This is a genomic window from Mycolicibacterium insubricum, assembly GCF_010731615.1.
In the GTDB taxonomy this organism is placed as follows: Bacteria; Actinomycetota; Actinomycetes; order Mycobacteriales; family Mycobacteriaceae; genus Mycobacterium; species Mycobacterium insubricum.
In genome coordinates this window covers 3631497-3648544 of record NZ_AP022618.1, presented here as the reverse complement: position 1 = coordinate 3648544, position 17048 = coordinate 3631497, and the positions used below count along the sequence as shown (strand labels likewise).

General features: G+C 68.1%; 17 protein-coding genes and 2 tRNA genes. 11 read left to right on the top strand and 8 right to left on the bottom strand.

Annotation, left to right across the window (positions count from 1 at the left end; all coding sequences use genetic code 11):
* The first annotated feature begins 115 nt into the window (after window positions 1-115).
* A complete protein-coding gene (locus G6N16_RS17185) occupies window positions 116-1366 on the top strand; it encodes a TetR/AcrR family transcriptional regulator (protein WP_083030341.1) in 1251 nt (416 codons plus the stop codon).
* Here the strand turns inward: G6N16_RS17185 and bcp are convergent.
* Entirely contained in the window at window positions 1363-1836 is a 474-nt protein-coding gene (gene bcp / locus G6N16_RS17180) for a thioredoxin-dependent thiol peroxidase (protein WP_083030342.1), read from the bottom strand. The genes G6N16_RS17185 and bcp overlap by 4 nt on opposite strands.
* Before the next feature lie 51 nt (window positions 1837-1887).
* On the opposite strand from bcp, the gene G6N16_RS17175 reads away from it, so the two are divergent.
* The 7 genes from G6N16_RS17175 (at window position 1888) to G6N16_RS17145 (ending at window position 6970) form a co-directional block, all read left to right on the top strand.
* Window positions 1888-2139 (top strand): DUF3618 domain-containing protein, encoded by a 252-nt coding sequence (locus G6N16_RS17175; RefSeq protein WP_083030343.1) that lies wholly within the window; start codon window positions 1888-1890, stop codon window positions 2137-2139.
* A gap of 25 nt (window positions 2140-2164) precedes the next feature.
* On the top strand, window positions 2165-3121 hold the full coding sequence (locus G6N16_RS17170) for a MetQ/NlpA family ABC transporter substrate-binding protein (protein WP_197913113.1): 957 nt from the start codon (window positions 2165-2167) through the stop codon (window positions 3119-3121).
* The gene (locus G6N16_RS17165) at window positions 3108-4187 is read left to right on the top strand and encodes a methionine ABC transporter ATP-binding protein (protein WP_179961215.1); all 1080 of its coding nucleotides are present in this window, start codon (window positions 3108-3110) and stop codon (window positions 4185-4187) included. Before G6N16_RS17170 ends, G6N16_RS17165 begins: the two co-directional genes overlap by 14 nt.
* On the top strand, window positions 4184-4846 hold the full coding sequence (locus tag G6N16_RS17160) for a methionine ABC transporter permease (protein ID WP_083030345.1): 663 nt from the start codon (window positions 4184-4186) through the stop codon (window positions 4844-4846). Before G6N16_RS17165 ends, G6N16_RS17160 begins: the two co-directional genes overlap by 4 nt.
* Window positions 4847-4910: 64 nt before the next feature.
* Window positions 4911-4983 (top strand) — tRNA-Lys (locus tag G6N16_RS17155).
* A gap of 142 nt (window positions 4984-5125) precedes the next feature.
* The gene (locus G6N16_RS17150) at window positions 5126-5272 is read left to right on the top strand and encodes a hypothetical protein (RefSeq protein ID WP_163787914.1); all 147 of its coding nucleotides are present in this window, start codon (window positions 5126-5128) and stop codon (window positions 5270-5272) included.
* 357 nt (window positions 5273-5629) lie between these two features.
* On the top strand, window positions 5630-6970 hold the full coding sequence (locus G6N16_RS17145) for a salicylate synthase (protein ID WP_083030346.1): 1341 nt from the start codon (window positions 5630-5632) through the stop codon (window positions 6968-6970).
* Between the two features lie 9 nt (window positions 6971-6979).
* Here the strand turns inward: G6N16_RS17145 and G6N16_RS17140 are convergent, their stop codons facing one another.
* The 3 genes from G6N16_RS17140 to G6N16_RS17130 form a co-directional block, all read right to left on the bottom strand.
* Complete coding sequence (locus tag G6N16_RS17140; protein ID WP_083030347.1) at window positions 6980-8605, bottom strand: (2,3-dihydroxybenzoyl)adenylate synthase; 1626 nt, start codon at window positions 8603-8605, stop codon at window positions 6980-6982.
* 184 nt (window positions 8606-8789) lie between these two features.
* Window positions 8790-11654 carry an MMPL/RND family transporter gene (locus tag G6N16_RS17135; RefSeq protein WP_083030348.1) on the bottom strand — a complete coding sequence of 955 codons (2865 nt, stop codon included), beginning with the start codon at window positions 11652-11654 and terminating at the stop codon, window positions 8790-8792.
* Entirely contained in the window at window positions 11651-12073 is a 423-nt protein-coding gene (locus G6N16_RS17130; RefSeq protein WP_083030371.1) for an MmpS family transport accessory protein, read from the bottom strand. Before G6N16_RS17130 ends, G6N16_RS17135 begins: the two co-directional genes overlap by 4 nt.
* Before the next feature lie 187 nt (window positions 12074-12260).
* Between G6N16_RS17130 and G6N16_RS17125 the strand changes: the two genes are divergently transcribed.
* Window positions 12261-12749 carry a MarR family transcriptional regulator gene (locus tag G6N16_RS17125; protein WP_163787913.1) on the top strand — a complete coding sequence of 163 codons (489 nt, stop codon included), beginning with the start codon at window positions 12261-12263 and terminating at the stop codon, window positions 12747-12749.
* A 19-nt stretch (window positions 12750-12768) separates the two neighbouring features.
* On the opposite strand, the gene G6N16_RS17120 is transcribed toward G6N16_RS17125, so the two are convergent.
* Window positions 12769-14355, bottom strand: a complete 1587-nt coding sequence (locus G6N16_RS17120) for a helicase HerA-like domain-containing protein (RefSeq protein ID WP_083030350.1) — start codon at window positions 14353-14355, stop codon at window positions 12769-12771.
* 168 nt (window positions 14356-14523) lie between these two features.
* Here G6N16_RS17120 and orn point away from each other — a divergent pair, with 168 nt between their 5' ends.
* Both orn and G6N16_RS17110 read left to right on the top strand, forming a co-directional pair.
* On the top strand, window positions 14524-15138 hold the full coding sequence (gene orn, locus G6N16_RS17115; RefSeq protein WP_083030351.1) for an oligoribonuclease: 615 nt from the start codon (window positions 14524-14526) through the stop codon (window positions 15136-15138).
* Between the two features lie 75 nt (window positions 15139-15213).
* Window positions 15214-15286 (top strand) — tRNA-His (locus G6N16_RS17110).
* A 71-nt stretch (window positions 15287-15357) separates the two neighbouring features.
* Here G6N16_RS17110 and G6N16_RS17105 read toward each other — a convergent pair.
* The 3 genes from G6N16_RS17105 to cmrA form a co-directional block, all read right to left on the bottom strand.
* Complete coding sequence (locus tag G6N16_RS17105) at window positions 15358-15534, bottom strand: hypothetical protein (protein ID WP_163787912.1); 177 nt, start codon at window positions 15532-15534, stop codon at window positions 15358-15360.
* 188 nt (window positions 15535-15722) lie between these two features.
* Window positions 15723-16202, bottom strand: coding sequence for a TspO/MBR family protein (locus G6N16_RS17100; protein WP_083030352.1), 480 nt, complete (start codon window positions 16200-16202; stop codon window positions 15723-15725).
* 28 nt (window positions 16203-16230) lie between these two features.
* Window positions 16231-17037: a mycolate reductase gene (gene cmrA, locus G6N16_RS17095; protein ID WP_083030353.1), complete on the bottom strand. Its 807-nt coding sequence runs from the start codon at window positions 17035-17037 to the stop codon at window positions 16231-16233.
* Window positions 17038-17048 lie beyond the last annotated feature (11 nt).

Sequence of the window (17048 nt, the reverse complement as noted above, 5' to 3'; positions counted from 1 at the left end):
GACCGTCGAAAGAGGTTTCATCTCAATGGGATAAATGAACTGATCGGGTGTCAGCGTGGATCTGGTTGCGAGTGATCATTCCTATGTGCGGTTGCGCTGCGGGGTAGGCTGAGGCATGCCAACAGTGCAAGTGGACCCGAGGTCGGCGGTGAAACGCCGGCCGAAGGACCGTAAAGCGCAGATCGCGCGCGCCTCGGCCGAGGCGTTCAGTGCCCTCGGGTACCACGCGGTGAGCATGAGTGATATCGCGTCCAGGGTGGGGATCTCCGCAGCGGGGCTGTACCGGCATGCATCCAGCAAGTACGAGCTCTTTCGGGATGCGGTGATCAGCCTGGGGGAGCAATTGGTGGAGCAGACGGCGTTCGCGGACCAGGCGACGTCCGAGGTGTCCGCCGCCGACCTGCTGGATCAGGTGATTCGTGCGCTGATCGATACTTCGATGGCCAATCGCGATTCGGGTGGGCTCTACCGCTGGGAGGGGCGATACCTCAACGATGGGGATCAGTCCGTGCTCGAGGACCAGATCAAACTGGTCAATCGCCGGATACAGCGGCCGTTGGCCGAACTGCGGCCGGATTTGGATTCGTGGCAACGCTGGACGCTGTCCTCGGCGGCCCTCAGTGTGATCGGCAGCATCGCCGACCACCGGGCCCGGCTGGCCTCTGCCGACATCCACGACGTGCTGCGGGAGCTCGCGCATGCGGTGCTGCGCACCGAACTGCCCACCATCGCGTCCGCACCGGGGGATCGGGCTGAACCCGACGCGGCCGTCGTGACCGCCACTTCGGGGGCGGCGGGTCGCTATGAGGCACTGCTCAGGGTCTCCATGCACCTTTTCAGCACGCAGCACTACCACGAGACATCCATGGAAGACATCGCGGCGGCGGTGGGGATGCCGGCTTCCGGGATCTACCGTTATTTCACCGGGAAGCCCGAGCTGTTGGCGACGTCCTTCCGCCGGGCCGCCGATCGGGTGTCCGGCGATATCGCCGATGTTCTCGCTGCCGAGAAGAACCCGGAGCGAGCGCTGAACATGTTGATCGACGCCTATGTGGCCCGCTCGTTCGCCGATCCCGATCTGGCGACCGCCTACTACACCGAGCGTGGCAACCTTCCCGACGCCGATCGCGCGCTCCTGCACAACGTTCAGCTTGCGACAGTGGAGGCATGGGTACGGCTGGCGGTGGCTGCGCGCCCGGAACTGCCGCCAGAGCGTGCCCGATTCGCGGTGCACGCGGCGTTCGCGCTGGTCGTCGACCTCGGGCGGTTGGTCGGCTACGACACCACCGAACAGTCACGGGCCCGGGTCAAGACTTTGATGGCAGCGGTCCTGCTGCGACCCCCACCCGCGCGAATCGAGTCCTAGACGCCCAGGTCGCGGCGCAGCTTGGCGACGTGACCGGTCGCCTTCACGTTGTACTGGGCGAGCTCGATCTTGCCCTTCTCGTCGACCAGGAAGGTGGACCGGATCACCCCGGTGACGACCTTGCCGTAGAGCTTCTTCTCGCCGAACGCGCCCCACGCGGTCAACACCTTGCGGTCCGGGTCGCTCAGCAGCGGGAAGGTCAGGCCGTCGCGGTCACGGAATTTCGCCAGCTTCTCCGGCTTGTCCGGGGAGACGGCGATGACGTCGAGACCGGCGCCGTTCAACTCAGCCAGATTGTCTCGGAAGTCGCAGGCCTGCTTGGTGCAGCCCGGGGTCATCGCGGCGGGGTAGAAGTAGACGATCACCTTGCGTCCGGCGTAGTCGGAGAGCTTGACGACGTTGCCGTCGGCGTCGGGCAGCGCAAATGCAGGGGCCTTGTCGCCCGGTTGCAGACGAACGTTCTCGGTCATGGGGTCTAGGGTAGTGCGGCAGAACGACAGCGAATCCTCAGGAGGCGTCAAGTGGTGGATCGGGATCCCGAGGTCATCAAGGCCGAGATCGAATCGACGCGCACTCAGCTGGCCGCCACCGTCGACACTTTGGCCGACCGGGCCAATCCGCGCCGCATCGCCGACGACGCCAAGTCGAAGGCGGTGGCCTTCCTCAACCAGCCCGCGGTGAAGCTGACGGTGGCCGGGGTGGTGGCGTTGGTGTTGCTGCTGGCGATCCGCCGGGTGCGCACGCGCCGCATGCTGCGCAGCAGCCTCGTCTGACCGGTTGACGACGGTGGGGCAGCCGGTGCAGCGGGACCCGACCGATCCGCTGTGGCTGCCGCCGAAACCCCGGCGGCCCCGCTCGCTGCTGATCGCCGGATCGCTGTTGGCCGTCGCGCTGGTCGCCGGAGTGGTGTTCTCGCTGTTCGGCGGTCCGAGTGCGCTGGTGCGCGTCGACGGCGGCCCCGGCGGCACCGTGGTGACGATCGGTACCACCGAGGCCGCGGCCGACTTCTGGCCGGTGCTGCGGCGGCTGGCCGCCGCCGAGGGCATCACCATCCGTATCGTCAGTTTCAGCGACTACGCCGCCCCCAACCCCGCCCTCGCGCAGAAACAGGTCGACCTCAACCTGTTCCAGCACCTGGTGTTCCTGGCGGGCTACAACGTCTCGGCCGGACAGAACCTGGTGCCGGTCGGGTCGACGGTCGTCGTCCCGCTGGGCGTGTACTCCAAGCGCTACAAGTCCGTCGCGACGATCCCGGCCGGCTCCCAGGTCGCGGTGCCCAACGATCCGACAAACCAGGCCCGCGCGCTGCTGGTGCTGCAACAGGCCGGCCTGATCAAGCTGCGCGGCGGGGGCAGCGTGGTGTCCACCCCGGCCGACATCGACGCGCACGCGTCCCGGGTGAGTGTGGTGCCGCTGGGCGCCCAGCAGACCGTCGCCGCGTTACCGTCGGTGGCCGCGGCCGTCATCAACAACGGCTTCGCCATGGACGCCGACATCGACCCGTCCTCGGCCATCTACGCCGACGACCCCAACACACCGCAGGCGCGGCCCTACATCAATGCGTTCGTCGCCCGCGCGCAGGACCGCGACAACCCGGTGTACCGACGGATCGTCGAGCTCTACCACGATCCGGAGGTGACCCGGGTGGTGGTTGCGCAGTCGCGCAACACCGCCGTCATCGTCGACCTGCCGGGACGGGAGTTGGAGCAAATAACCACCGATCTGGAGGAGGTGCTGCGCGGTGGGAAGTCCTGAGGCACAACGGAAGTCGGTGCCGATCGTCGAGTTCGTCGACGTCACCAAGCGCTACCCGGCCGGCGCCGGAACGGCGAGTTCCGAGGCGCTCTCGCACATCAACCTGGCCATCGAGGCCGGCAGCATCTCGGCGGTGATCGGCGGATCCGGGGCCGGCAAGTCCACCCTGGTGAGGATGATCAATGCGCTGGAGACGCCCACCTCGGGACGGGTGCTGGTGGAAGGCGTCGACATCACCACGCTGTCGGCCCGGGAGATCCGGCGGCTGCGCAGCCGGATCGGGATGGTGTTCCAGCGGTTCAACCTGCTGGGCTCGCGGACCGTGTACGGCAACGTCGCGTTCGCGCTGGAAGCCGCCGGCGTCCCGCGCGATGAGCACCGGGACCGGATCGCGCAGCTGCTGCACTTCGTCGGGCTGGCCGAGAAGGCCTGGGCCTATCCCGCGCAGCTGTCCGGCGGCCAGCAGCAGCGCGTCGGCATCGCCCGGGCGCTGGCGGCCCAACCGCAGATCCTGCTGGCCGACGAGGCCACCTCGGCGCTGGATCCGCAGACCACCAACGACGTGCTGCGGCTGCTGCGCAAGGTCAACGCCGAGTTCGGCATCACCGTCGTCGTCATCACCCACGAGATGGACGTGGTGCGCAAGATCGCCGATCGGGTCGCCGTGCTCGACGCCGGGCACCTGGTGGAACAGGGCGAGGTCTACGACGTGTTCGCCGATCCGCAGGCCGAGCTGACCGCGAGCTTCGTCGCCGGCTCGCTGCACGACAGGCCGTCGGCCGACGACGCCGCCGCCCTGGCGCGCCGCCATGAGGGCCGGCTGGTGACCGTGGGAGTCAGCGATACCGAACGCATCGGTGCGGTGCTCGCCGACGCGGTGCGGACCACCGCGGCCGGTTTCGAATTCGTCTACGGCGGCATCTCGGCGCTCGGCGGCCGCTCCGTCGGCAACGTCACCCTGGCGCTCAGCGGCCCGGACGCCGACGTCGACGAGATGATCGCCCGGCTGCGCCGGCACGCCCGGGTCGACGAGCTGGGCGCCACCGTCGAAGGGGCCCGGCGGTGAACACCGACTGGGAACTGCTGCGGCCGGTCTTCTGGGAGTCGCTGTGGGAGACGCTGCAGATGGTGGTCGTCACCCTGGTGCTCGGCGGCTTCCTCGGGCTGGTGCTCGGCGTGCTGCTCTACACCACCCGCTCGGGAAGCATCTTGGCCAATCGGTGGGTCTACACCGTGCTCAACATCGGGGTGAACTTCGTGCGGCCGATCCCGTTCATCATCTTCATCGTCGCGATCGGCCCCCTGACCCTGGGGGTGGTGGGCACCACCATCGGCACCCGGGCGGCCATCTTCGCCCTGGTCATCGCCGCGACGTTCGGGATATCCCGGATCGTCGAACAGAACCTGGTCTCGGTGGATCCCGGGGTGATCGAGGCAGCCCAGGCGATGGGCGCCTCACCCTGGCGGATCATCACCCGGGTGCTGCTGCCCGAGGCGCTCGCACCGCTGATCCTGGGCTACACGTTCGTGTTCATCTCGATCGTGGACATGACGGCGGTGGCTGGATCGGTCGGTGGCGGGGGGCTGGGCAACTTCGCCATCGTCTACGGCTATCAGCGGTTCAACTGGGCGGTCACCGGGGTGGCGGTGCTGACCATCATCGCCGGGGTACAGGCCGCGCAATTCCTCGGCAACTGGCTCTCCGGTAAGGCGATGCGCCGGTGACCAGGGGAGACCGTCTCGATTTTCCTCCGGGTCGGCACTCCTGTTATTGTTCCTGAGCGTTCACGCGCCGTTAGCTCAGTTGGTAGAGCAGCTGACTCTTAATCAGCGGGTCCGGGGTTCGAAACCCTGACGGCGCACAGCAAGACCCCTCCTGCCCCTCGGTGCAGGAGGGGTTTTCACGTTTCACCCGAGCCTCGTTGTGGCGCGCGTCTCATCGGGGGGACCGATGCGCTGAGCAATACATTGAAGCCCGGCGCAAAATCGACAAAAGTAGTTAGCATGACTTCGCAAACTACTACTCGTGAACTCCCCGTTGCCGATTCGCCGAAGTACCAGGATCCCGAAGGGCCGATCTACCTGCAGGCCTGGTTCCTGATGGCGGTGGCATTCACGATCTTCGGAATCGTGCTGGTCGCCGTCAACTGATCGTTGCGAGGCGACTCAGAGGCCGGCTGTCGTCTCGGTTCTCTGGGACGCCACATGTCGCCCTCAGGTTCCTGTCAGGTTGACTCGATAGTTTCAATAACGCCCCGGTCGCCCATCCCCCCCATGGTTGCGGCCGGGGCACACTCATTTCTGCACCAATTCCGCGCAGTCGAGTTGGGGGCCGTGCCGCAGGGGAGGCCAGCCCCGACACTTTGTAGAGGCTATCCTAAGTTCTGGTAGCGTGCGGATGGATCCCGTCCCCTCGACGGCGACAGGTCACGATCACGATCACCACCGGTGCCGCGACCGTCCGCACCGTCGCGGCCGCGTCGCCCGACCGATGAGCCAGGAAGTGTCATGCTGCAGATGAACGACCGGTATTCGGAAGTCGGGCAATCGATTCCGCTTCCGTTCGGTTTGGAGCCGTCGGACGCCGCCGGGCTGTTGGCCCACGAGCTCGCCGACCGCGACGGCGAGGACTACCTGCTCTACGAGTGCGACGGCCAATGGATTCTGGGGATCGGCGCCCGGGCCGGTGTCGAACTCGACGCGGGTGAACTACGGGTCAACATCGACGGCACCGCCGAGCACCGGTTGCTGACCGGGGATCCGGGCCCGGCGCTGGAGCAGGCGGTCCGGCGGATCGCCGCCGGGACGCACCGGGTGTTCGGCTGGATCTGCTTCGAATTCGGGGCCTACCGGTTCGGGCTGCAGCACCTGCTGAGCCCGGGGACGCCGCTGGCCCGGCTGTTCGCCCCGCGCAGCGAGGTGCTGATCACCGCCGACGGGGTGCGGACCGCCGATCCGCGCCACCACGCCGCAGCGCAGGCGGTGCTCGCCGCCGGGTACACCGGGCCGGGGACGCCCGCGCCGGTCGACATCCGCGCCGATCACACTCACTACCGGGACCGGGTGTCCGCGGCGACGGCGGAGATCCGTTCCGGCCGCTACGAAAAGGTCATCCTGTCGCGGCCGATGCCGGTGCCGTTCCCGGTGGACTTCCCCTCCACGTATCGGCTCGGCCGCACCCACAACACTCCCGCCCGGTCCTTCCTGCTGTCGCTGGGCCCGGTCCGGGCGCTGGGCTACAGCCCGGAGGTGGTGACCGCGGTCGGCGCCGACGGTTCGGTGCTCACCGAGCCGCTGGCCGGCACCCGGGCCTTCGGGCGCGGCGCCGAACATGACCGCCGGGCGCGCCAGGACCTGGAGTCCAACTCCAAAGAGATTGTGGAACACGCGATATCGGTTCGCGCGGCACTGTCCGAGCTGGGCGAGGTGGCCGAACCCGGCAGCGCGGCGGTCACCGACTTCATGTCGGTGCGCGAACGCGGCAGCGTCCAGCACCTCGGCTCGACGGTGGGCGGGCGGCTGCGCTCACCGATGACCCGGATGGACGCGCTCGCCGCGCTGTTCCCGGCCGTCACGGCGTCGGGCATTCCCAAACGGGCCGGCGTGGAGGCGATTCTGCGTCTCGACGAGGCGCCGCGCGGCATGTATTCCGGTGCCATGGCGATGTTCTCGCCCGACGGCGGCCTGGACGCCGCACTGGTGCTGCGCTCGCTCTACCAGCACGGGGACCGGACCTGGCTGCGCGCCGGAGCCGGCATCATCGCCGAGTCCGATCCCGAGCGGGAGTTCGAGGAAACCTGCGAGAAACTGTCCTGTATCGCCGGTTATCTGGTGCCGCGCCGGGGATAGGCCCGGCGCTCAGGCCAAAGCCGTTGCCAGGGCCCGCTTGTCGACCTTGCCGACCGAGGTCAGCGGCAGCGCGGCGACCGCCGCCACCCGGTCCACCCGCAGCTGGGTCGCCGCCCCGCGGGCGCGCAGGTGCTCGTTGAGGTCCGCGACCGACGGCGGATCGCCGTCAAACGTGCCCGCGGCGCAGACGAGTTCGCCCAGAAACGCATCGGCGAGCCCGACCGCCGCGATCGACCGGACGGCGGGATGGGTCCGCAGATGTGTCTCCAGCTCGGCGGCCGACAGTGATTCCCCGGCCCGCAGGATGACGTCCTTGATCCGTCCGGTCACCTCCAGGTAGCCGTCGGGACGCCGCCGGACCTCATCGCCGCTGCGGTAGAAGCCTTCGGCGTCGAACGACGACCGGTTGGCGGCCTCGGCGCGGTAGTAGCCGTTGATCGTGTAGGGCCCGCGGGCCGCCAACTCGCCCGGTTCACCCGGCGGGACCGGCGTGCCGTCGGAGCCGAGGATGCGGATCTCGTCGCTCGCCGACAACGGCCGTCCCTGGGTGTTGTCCACGATGTCGGCCGGGTCGCCGGGGCGGGTCAGGCACAGCAGTCCCTCGGCCATCCCGAACACCTGCTGCACCCCCTCGGTGAGGCACTCCCGGATCCGGCGGGCATCGGCGGCGGCCAGCTTGGCGCCCCCGACCTGCAGCAGCCGCAGCGAATCCGGCACGGCCGGCTCCCACTCGGTCGCCTGCGCCCACAGCGTCGCCAGCGACGGCACCAGGGCGGTGGCGCTGACCCGGTGGGTGTTGATGACGGCGAACGCCGATTCCGGGCTGGGGTCGGTGGCGAAGACCGTCGTTGCGCCGACCGCGATCGCACCCAGCAGGCCCGGGCAGGCCAGGGGAAAGTTGTGGCCGGCGGGCAGTACCGCGAGATACACGTCGTCGGCGGTGAGCCCGCACGCCTGCGCGGCGGCCACGGCGTTGTACCGGTAGTCGTCGTGGGTGCGGGGGATCAGCTTCGGCACGTTGGTGGTGCCCCCGGAGACCAGCAGCACCGCCGGACCGGACGTGTCGACGGCGACGGGTGCGGTGGGTCCGAAGGGGGTAGCGACCACCGCCGACCACGGGGTGAACCCACCCGGGTCGCCGTCGACGACGACGTGGCGCAGGCCCGGATGCCGGTCGGACAGTCCGGCGGCCATCTCGCGGTAGTCGAAGCCGCCGTGCACGTCGGCGACGATCAGCGCCGTAGCGCCGGCCACCTCGATGAAGTGCCCCAGTTCGGCCTCCCGGTGCCCGGGCAGGCACATCACCGGCCACGCGCCGGCGCGCAGCAGGCCGAACAGGGCCACCGCGAAGCTGTTTCGGTTCGGCAGCTGCAGCAGGACCCGGTCGCCCGGACGGATGCCGAGGCGGGTCAGGCCCGCCGCTGCGGCGTCGGCGGCCGCGTCGAGCTCGGCGTAACTCAGCCGCCCGTGGGGGTCGACGACGGCGGTGCGCTGCGGCGCGGCGACGGTGGTGTCACGCAGCAGGGTGTCCAGCGGCCGGCCCGTCCACAGGCCCTCGTCGCGGTACCGGGCGGCCCGATCCGGCGGAAAGGGAACAAAGCCGACCGTGCCGCCGGCGGTTTCGGGCTCTGGCATCGAGGCTCCTGGCGCATTCCGGGACTGCTGACTAAGGCTAACCTAATACCGTTGGTGTCACGGCGGCCGGGCCCGAGGAGCTCTGGCATTTTCACAGTCCGTCGCCAGCCCGCGCGCAGGGGCGCCGGATAATGTCGGCACTGCCCCGGTCGCCCAACCCCCCATGGCTGCGACCGGGGCGCACTTATGTCTCCGCCGGGGTGCTGAGCGCCGGTGTCGTGGGCCGCCGGTAGCGGTCGAGGATCTTGAACACATCCAGCGGCCACCAGAACCAGCGGCCCAGCAGCGCGGCGATCGACGGCGTCATGAACGACCGCACGATCAGCGTGTCGACGATCAGGCCGATGCCGATCGTCGTGCCCAGCTGGCCGACCACCCGCAGGTCGCTGACGATCATCGACATCATGGTGAAGGCGAACACCAGCCCGGCTGCCGTCACCACCCGCCCGGTGGCGCCCATGCCGCGGATGATGCCGGTGTTCAAACCGGCGTGGATCTCCTCGCGGAGCCGGGACACCACCAGCAAGTTGTAGTCCGAGCCGACCGCCAGCAGGATCACCATGGACAGCGGGATCACGATCCACTGCACCCCGAGCCCCAGGATGTCCTGCCAGAGCAGCACCGACAGCCCGCAGGCCGTGCCCAGTGACGCGGCCACCGTCCCGACGATCACCATCGCCGCGATGACGCTGCGGGTGATGATCAGCATGATCGAGAAGATCAGGATCATCGAGGCGATGAGCGCAATCATCAGGTCGGTGACCACGCCGTCCTGCATGTCGGAGTACATGGAGGCGGTGCCGGCCAGCGACACCTTGGCGTTGGCCAGCGGGGTGCCCTTGACGGAGTCGGCGACGATCCCCTTGAGGTCCCGGACGTGGTCGATGCCGTCGACGGAGACCGGGTCGCCCTGGTGGGTGATGATGTAGCGCACCGACTTGCCGTCGGGGGAGACGAACATCTTCAGTCCGCGTTCGAAATCCGGGTTGGTGAACACATCGGGCGGCAGATAGAAGAAGTCGTCGTTCTTGGCCTGGTCGAAGAACAGCCCGATCTCGGTGGCGCCCTTGGCCAGTTCCTGCTGCTGCGCCTGGGTGCCCGCGATCGTGGAGTGCGTGGCGATCATGAAATCACGCATCTTGGTCATCGAATCGATGGTGCTGCGCAGAACCGGAAGCGTCTGCGGCATGAGCACATCCATCCGGTCCAGATCGATGAGCAGCCCGTCCATCTGGTCGGTGAGGGCGTCGATGCCGTCGATGGTGTCGAAGATGCCCCGCATCGACCAGCAGACCGGGATGTCGTAGCAGTGCGGCTCCCAGTACAGGTAGTTGCGGATCGGCCGGAAGAAGTCGTCGAAATCGGCGATGCTGTTGCGCATGTCCTTGGTGGTGTCCACCAGCTCGTGCGTGCGCCCCACCATGCTGTGCGTCGTCGCGGTCAGCTCCGACATGATCGTGTACATCCGCTCCATGCTGGCGACGGTGCGGCCCATCTCGTCGGCCTGTTCGAGCATCTGCGCGGAGTTATCGTTGTTGAACTTGGCGGCCTGCAGGGTGCCGGAGTTCTGTGCCCCGAGCAGGAACGGGATGGAACTGTGCTGGATCGGGGCCCCGAGCGGGCGGGTGATGGTCTGCACGCGTTCGATGCCGCGCATGTGCACGACGCCCTTGGCGACCCGGTCGATGACTAGCATGTCGGCGGAGTTGCGAAGGTCGTGGTCGGCTTCGAGCATCAGCAGTTCGGGGTTCATCCGGGCTTGGGAGAAGTGCCGGTCCGCGACGTCCATCGCGAGGTTCGCGGGCATGTCCGGCGGGGTGAACTTCTTGTCGTTGTACTGCGGGATGTAGGTCAGCAGCGCCGCGAAGCCGATCACCGCGATGAGGATCGTCACGAACAGGATCGGCACCGGCCAACGCACGACGGCCGTGCCGACCTTGCGCCAGTTGCGGGTGGACAGTTCACGTTTGGCGTCCAGCAGGCCGAACTTCGAGGCAATGGTCAGTACCGCCGGTGCCAGGGTGAGCGCGGCCGCGACGATCACCAGGATTGCCAGCGCACAGGGCAGGGCCATCGTGGTGAAGTACGGCAGGGTGCACATGGTCAAGCACATGCAGGCGCCGACGATGGTCAGCCCCGAGCCCAGGATCACGTGTGACACACCGTGATACGACTTGTAGAACGCGGCTTCGCGATCCAGGCCGTTGACCCGTTCCTCCTGATATCGGCCCAGTAGGAAGATGACGTAGTCGGTGCCGGCGGCCAGCGACAGCATGGTCACCATGCTCACCGCGTACGGCGTCAGGCCGACGATGTTGAAGTAGCCGGCCAGGGCGGTGACCCCTTGGGCGGTCATGAGTTCCAGTCCGATGATCACCATCGAGATGAGCATCGTCACCACCGAGCGGTAGATGAACAGCAGCATCACGATGATGACGCCGACCGAGATCCCCTCCATGCGTGAGAGGCTCTGGTGCCCGGCCACCCGGGTGTCGGCGTTGAGCACCGAGTTACCGGCGACGTGGGCCTTGATCCCCGGCGGCGGGGGCACTGAGGCGACGATGTCGCGCACCGCCTCCACCGACTCGTGGCTGGCGGTGGTGCCCTGGGATCCGTTGAGGAAGATCTGCACATAGGCCGAATGGCCGTCCACGCTCTGGGAACCCGCGGCCGTCAGCGGGTCGCTCCAGAAGTCCTGCACGTTCTGCACGTGCTGGTGATCGGCGTTGAGCTTCGCGACGATCTTGTCGTAGAAGGCGTGCGCGGCGTCGCCGAGCTGGTCGTCGGACTCGAGCACCACCATCGCCGACGAGTCGGAGTCGTACTCCTGGAACACCTTGCCGATGTTCAGCATGGCCTGGTAGGACGGCGCGTTGGTCGGACTGATCGGCACCGACCGGGTGGCCGCCACCTCGTCCAGCGAGGGGACCAGGGCGCCGAGAGCGACGGCGGCCAGCACCCAGAACACGATGACCGGGAGGGAGAAGACCCGGATCATATGGCCCAGGAACGGCCGGTGGGGCTTCTCCGGCGCGGTTGTCGTGCTCATACGGATTTCACCAGGCAGTAGATGAACGGTTTGATGTGGTCGCCGCTGGAGCGTTCGTCGCGGACCTCGTCGTCGACGACCACCCGGCAGCCGAGGCCGGCCACGTTCCGACTGCCCTGGGCCATGATGTTGGCCGACATCGACGGCAGCGTGGTCACGATCGTGTACGACCAGGGCAGGGTGGCGTTCTCGACCAGATGCGGCTGGCCGTTCTCGTCGAGGTAGTTGAGGTTCGCGGTGCCGCCGGACCCGGTCACCTCGTAGGTGATGTGCTTCGGGTTGAAGTTCTCGGTGATTCCGCTGCCCTCCGCCGTCGTCGTGTCGTGGTGCGTGGTGGAGTCGCGGACCCGCAGGATCGCGTAGGCACCGAGCGCGACGACGACCACGATGGTCAGCGGTATCCAGGTCTTCTTGAGCAACCGGTAGAGCACGCGGCGTCTCCTAAGCCTTCGTGTGGCGAGTGGGGTTCAGCGTTCGGTCGGCGGGTGAGCCCGATCCGATCTCCATAAGGAATGAATGTAGATTAGCTATGAACCCGGTGAGCTTCAAACCAACGGGCGTAAATATTTCTCAAATCACATAAGTCACTGATGTAATCTGGATGCCGTGGAGCCTTGCGCCGGTATCGAGGTCGACGCCATCGCGTCGACGCTGGAGGCGTCGTCCACGCTCATCTTCCGCCATCTCATCGACCGCGCCGAGATCAGCATCACCGCGGCCGAGGTGCTGCACCGCCTGCAGACCGACGGACCGACGAGGCTGACCGCACTGGCCACCGCGGTCGGGGTGAGTCAGCCCGCCATGACCCAGGTGGTGCAACGGCTGGAGCGACAGTCACTGGTGGCGCGCGACGCCGACCCGACCGACCGTCGCGCGACGCTGGTCGTGCTCACCGGGGTGGGACTGGAGTTCGTCCAGCGGCGCCATCGCGGCATCCGGGCGCGGCTGGCCGCCAAGCTGGCGGAACTGACGGCCGATGAACGCAACGCCCTGGAACTCGCCAGCCGGGTGGCGCTGCCGATCATCGAGGAGCTGATCACCGGCTCCGCCGACGACGAACAGGCCGCGTCGCCCCGGGTTCCACCTGCCGCGTGACCCCGCGAATCGCCGGGCCTCAGCGGCGCCGACCGGTGCCCAGCACGCTGCGGGTGATCTCCCGGCCCAGTACCGTGCCGGCCGAGCGAATGAAGCTCTTGAACGCCGGGTTGGCCATCACCTTGTCCACCGTGGACGGTTCCGGCTTCGCCGCACGCCCCGACGGCGCGCCCTCCTCGCGCGCCGTCCCCGACGCTTCACCGCCGACGGAGATCGGTGCGTCCGCCGGCGGGGCGAGTTTGGCGGTCAATCGCTCGTAGGCCGAATCCCGGTCGATGCTCTGGCCGTAGGTGGCCTGCAGCGGGCTGGCCGCCGCGGCGGCCTTGATCGCGTCGTCGCCGATGGAGGCCATCAACGACCGGGGTGCGCGCATCCGGGTCCAGGCGACCGGGGTCGGGGCGCCGCGCTCGGACAGCACCGTCACGACGGCCTCGCCGATCCCCAGCGAGGTCAGCGCCGACTCCAGGTCGTAGACGTCGGTCTTGGGATAGGTGCGCACCGTCTTGGACAGCGCCTGCTGGTCGTCCGGGGTGAAGGCGCGCAGCGCGTGCTGGACGCGGGCGCCGAGCTGGGAGAGCACATTGTTGGGCACGTCGGTGGGCAGCTGCGTGCAGAAGAACACGCCCACCCCCTTGGACCGGATCAGCTTCACCGTCTGCTCGACCTGCTCCAGGAACGCCTTGGAGGCGTCGCTGAACAGCAGATGCGCCTCGTCGAAGAAAAACACCAGCTTCGGCTTGTCGACGTCACCGATCTCGGGCAGGCCGGTGAACAGGTCGGCCAGCACCCACATCAGGAAGGTGGAGAACAGCACCGGCCGGGTCGCCTGGTCGCCGAGCTCCAGCAGCGTGATGACACCGCGGCCCGACGGATCCAGCCGCATCAGATCCTTCGGTTCCAGCTCCGGCTCGCCGAAGAAGGTGTCGCCGCCGTCGGCCTCCAGGTTGATCAGCGCCCGCAGGATGACCCCGGCCGTCGCCGGGCTGACCGCACCCAGATTCTTCAGCTCCGGCTTGCCCTCGTCGCTGGTGAGGAAGGAGATGACCGCCCTCAGGTCCTTGAGGTCCAGCAGCGGCAGGCCGTTGGTGTCGGCCCAGTGGAAGATCAGGCCGAGCGTGGATTCCTGGGTGGCGTTGAGCCCCAGCACCTTCGACAGCAGGATCGGGCCGAAGCTGGTGATGGTCGCCCGCACCGGAACCCCGGATCCTCCCGTGCCCAGGGACAGGAACTCCACCGGGAAGGCCGTCGGCGTCCAGTCGTCTCCGGTGTCCGCGGCCCGCGCGGTGGTCCGATCGCCGGCCTCGCCCGGCCGCGACAGCCCCGACAGGTCGCCCTTGACGTCGGCCATCACCACCGGAACCCCGGCGGCGGAGAGCTGCTCGGCCATCAACTGCAGCGACTTGGTCTTGCCGGTACCGGTCGCGCCGGCGATCAGGCCGTGCCGGTTGACGGTGGCCAGCGGGATCCGAACCCGGGCCTTGGGGTCCACCTGGCCGTCGACGACGACCGTGCCCAGTTCCAGGGAGGCGGCGTCGACGGCGTAACCGGCGGCGATGCGCTGCGCGGGAGTCATCGCCGAGGACGGCGCGGTCGGTTCTGTGCTCACCTGCTGGTCCTTTCACCAGGGATGCACCGGGTCGTGCCGCCCGGTCGCATCCAGTGCTTGAGACTACTTTGCTCCGACGGCGCGGGTGCGACGGGAAGCCGGCCCTCGGCGGTCCTGCCTGGATTCGGAAGTCCCCGCATCGTCTAACGTGGTTCTACTGTGAGCCCTGTGCGCGACGAATTGGTGTGGATCGACTGTGAGATGACCGGGCTGGACCTGCGGTCCGACAAGCTCATCGAGATCGCGGCGCTGGTCACCGACGCGGAGCTCAACGTGCTGGGCGACGGCATCGACGTGGTGATCCACGCCGACGACGCGGCGCTGGGCTCCATGGTCGAGGTGGTCACCGCGATGCACACCAAATCCGGGCTGATCGACGAGGTCCGGGCCGCCACCCTGGACGTGGCGACTGCCGAGGCCATGGTCCTCGACTACATCAAGGCCCATGTCAAGACGGCCAAGGTGGCGCCGCTGTGCGGCAACTCGATCGCCACCGACCGCGGGTTCATCGCCCGCGACATGCCGGCCCTGGACTCCTACCTGCACTACCGGATGATCGACGTCAGCTCCATCAAGGAACTGTGCCGGCGCTGGTACCCGCGGATCTACTTTGGCCAGCCGGACAAGGGACTGGCCCACCGGGCGCTGGCCGACATCCACGAGTCGATCCGGGAACTCAAGTACTACCGCCAGACCGCGTTCGTCGCCCCACCCGGGCCGTCTACCAGCGACATCGCCGCGGTGGCAGCCGAGCTGGGCCCGCCGCCGGACGGCGCGCACTAAACCGATTCGGCGCGACGGCCATTTGCCGCTAGTATCGTCCACGCTGCGTTAACCGGTTCGCCGGTGCCGGCAATGGTGGCTGTAGTTCAGTTGGTAGAGCACCAGGTTGTGATCCTGGCTGTCGCGGGTTCGAGTCCCGTCAGCCACCCCGATAAGGAACCCCCGTCTGCCCAGGCAGACGGGGGTTTCGGGCTATCGGTGGAAATACCGGCCCGGTGTTCACCAGGCCAACGGCACGGCGGCCGCGACGGGCGCGGCCAACGGGCCGGCAATGACCACGACAGCGACGAGGATTACCGCGGCCGCGATGATCACCGCCCTGTCCGCGGCCAGAACCCGGGTCTCGGCGACGTCGTCGGCGTGGTCAACGGCGACTGGACGAACTGGATAACCCAACCGCGGTCAAATGCGTCTCCGATGGCTCCGAGCATCCCGACTCCGCCCATTTCTCCTGGGACCCGGTCACTCTGGTCGGCCAGACCTGGGCAACCGACGACAGCGGCGCCTGCAATGCGCTGCCCGGGCTTGACACGGACGGCGTGCCGTTCACCTTGACCCCGGTGAGTTAGTTCCGTTCCGCCGGGTCAGCGGTTGAGCCGGGCGATGTCGGCGGACATCACCGTGGCAAATGAGGTCCAAGCGGGGTACGGCGCGAGCGCCGCGCCGAGCTTGGGGTCGGCAGATGCGGCGCGCCGGGTCAGGTCCGCGCTGCTGGCGGCCAGCACCGCCGCGACGACGGCCGCCGCCGGCAACCGGTGGCCTTTGAAGAACACCCAGCTCCACGCGCCGTTGAGCACATAGTTGGTGGCCAGCGCACGCCCGTAGGCCGCTGCCTCGGCGTCGCGGCCGTTCGCGCGCAGCCGGTCGATCGCCGCCGCCGAGGTCCACGCGATCGTCGCGTACAACGAGGTCCAGGCGATCGGGAACACCGCGTTCGGCGGCACATACCGGGGTTTGTCCAGCCCCGCGTACCAGGTGTCGATATTGGGCTTGCTCGCCACAGTCCCGACGACGGCCGCGGCGGCGGCACCCAATCCGGTGGCCAGTGCAGTTCGAATACGCATACCCGCCGATGGTAGCGAGCGATCCCGGCTACTGCCCGCCGAGCTTTTTGTAGATCGCCCCGGTGATCGGCGCGACGATGCCGCGGGGGCCGTAGCCGGCGCCCACCGACATGGCCTTCGACGTCAAGCCCGGCACGACGCGCATCTTGTTGCGCTCCAGGGCGTCCAGCGACAGCTTGGCGGTGTACTCGGTGTTGATCCACAGGAAATCCGGGATCAGCCGCTCCACCAGGGACTGCTCGGATTCATCGGGCAGCTCGGTGCGCACCGGACCCGGAGCCAGCAGCGTGACGTGGATGCCCTCCTTCTTCAGCTCGCCGCGCAGCGACTCGCTGAAGGTGTTGGCGAAGGCCTTCGAGGCGGCATAGGTGGCGTTGTTGGGGATGGGCGAGTTACCCGCGGCCGAACCCGACGTCAGGATGCCGCCCGCGCGCCGGGACAGCATGCCCGGCAGCACCGCCAGAGTCAGATCCTGCACGGCGTTCACGTTGAGCTGCACCTGCGCCCGCTCACCGGCGGGATCGAGCCCGGCGATCGGACCGAAGGTCGCCGTCCCGGCGTTGTTGCACAGGATCGAGATGTTGCGATCGGCCAGCTCGTCGCACAGCACGCCGCGGGCGACCGGATCGACCAGATCCACCGCGCGCACCTCGACGACGACGCCGTACTGCTCCGTCAACCGGGCAGCCAGCCCGTCGAGCACCTCGCCGCGGCGAGCGGTAACGATCAGATGATGGCCGCGGGCGGCCAGCTCGGTGGCCAGAGCTTCACCGATGCCTTGCGAGGCCCCGGTGACGACGGCGCGGGCATCCGGGCTGGGAGAGGGTACGGGCATGGGGCCATCGT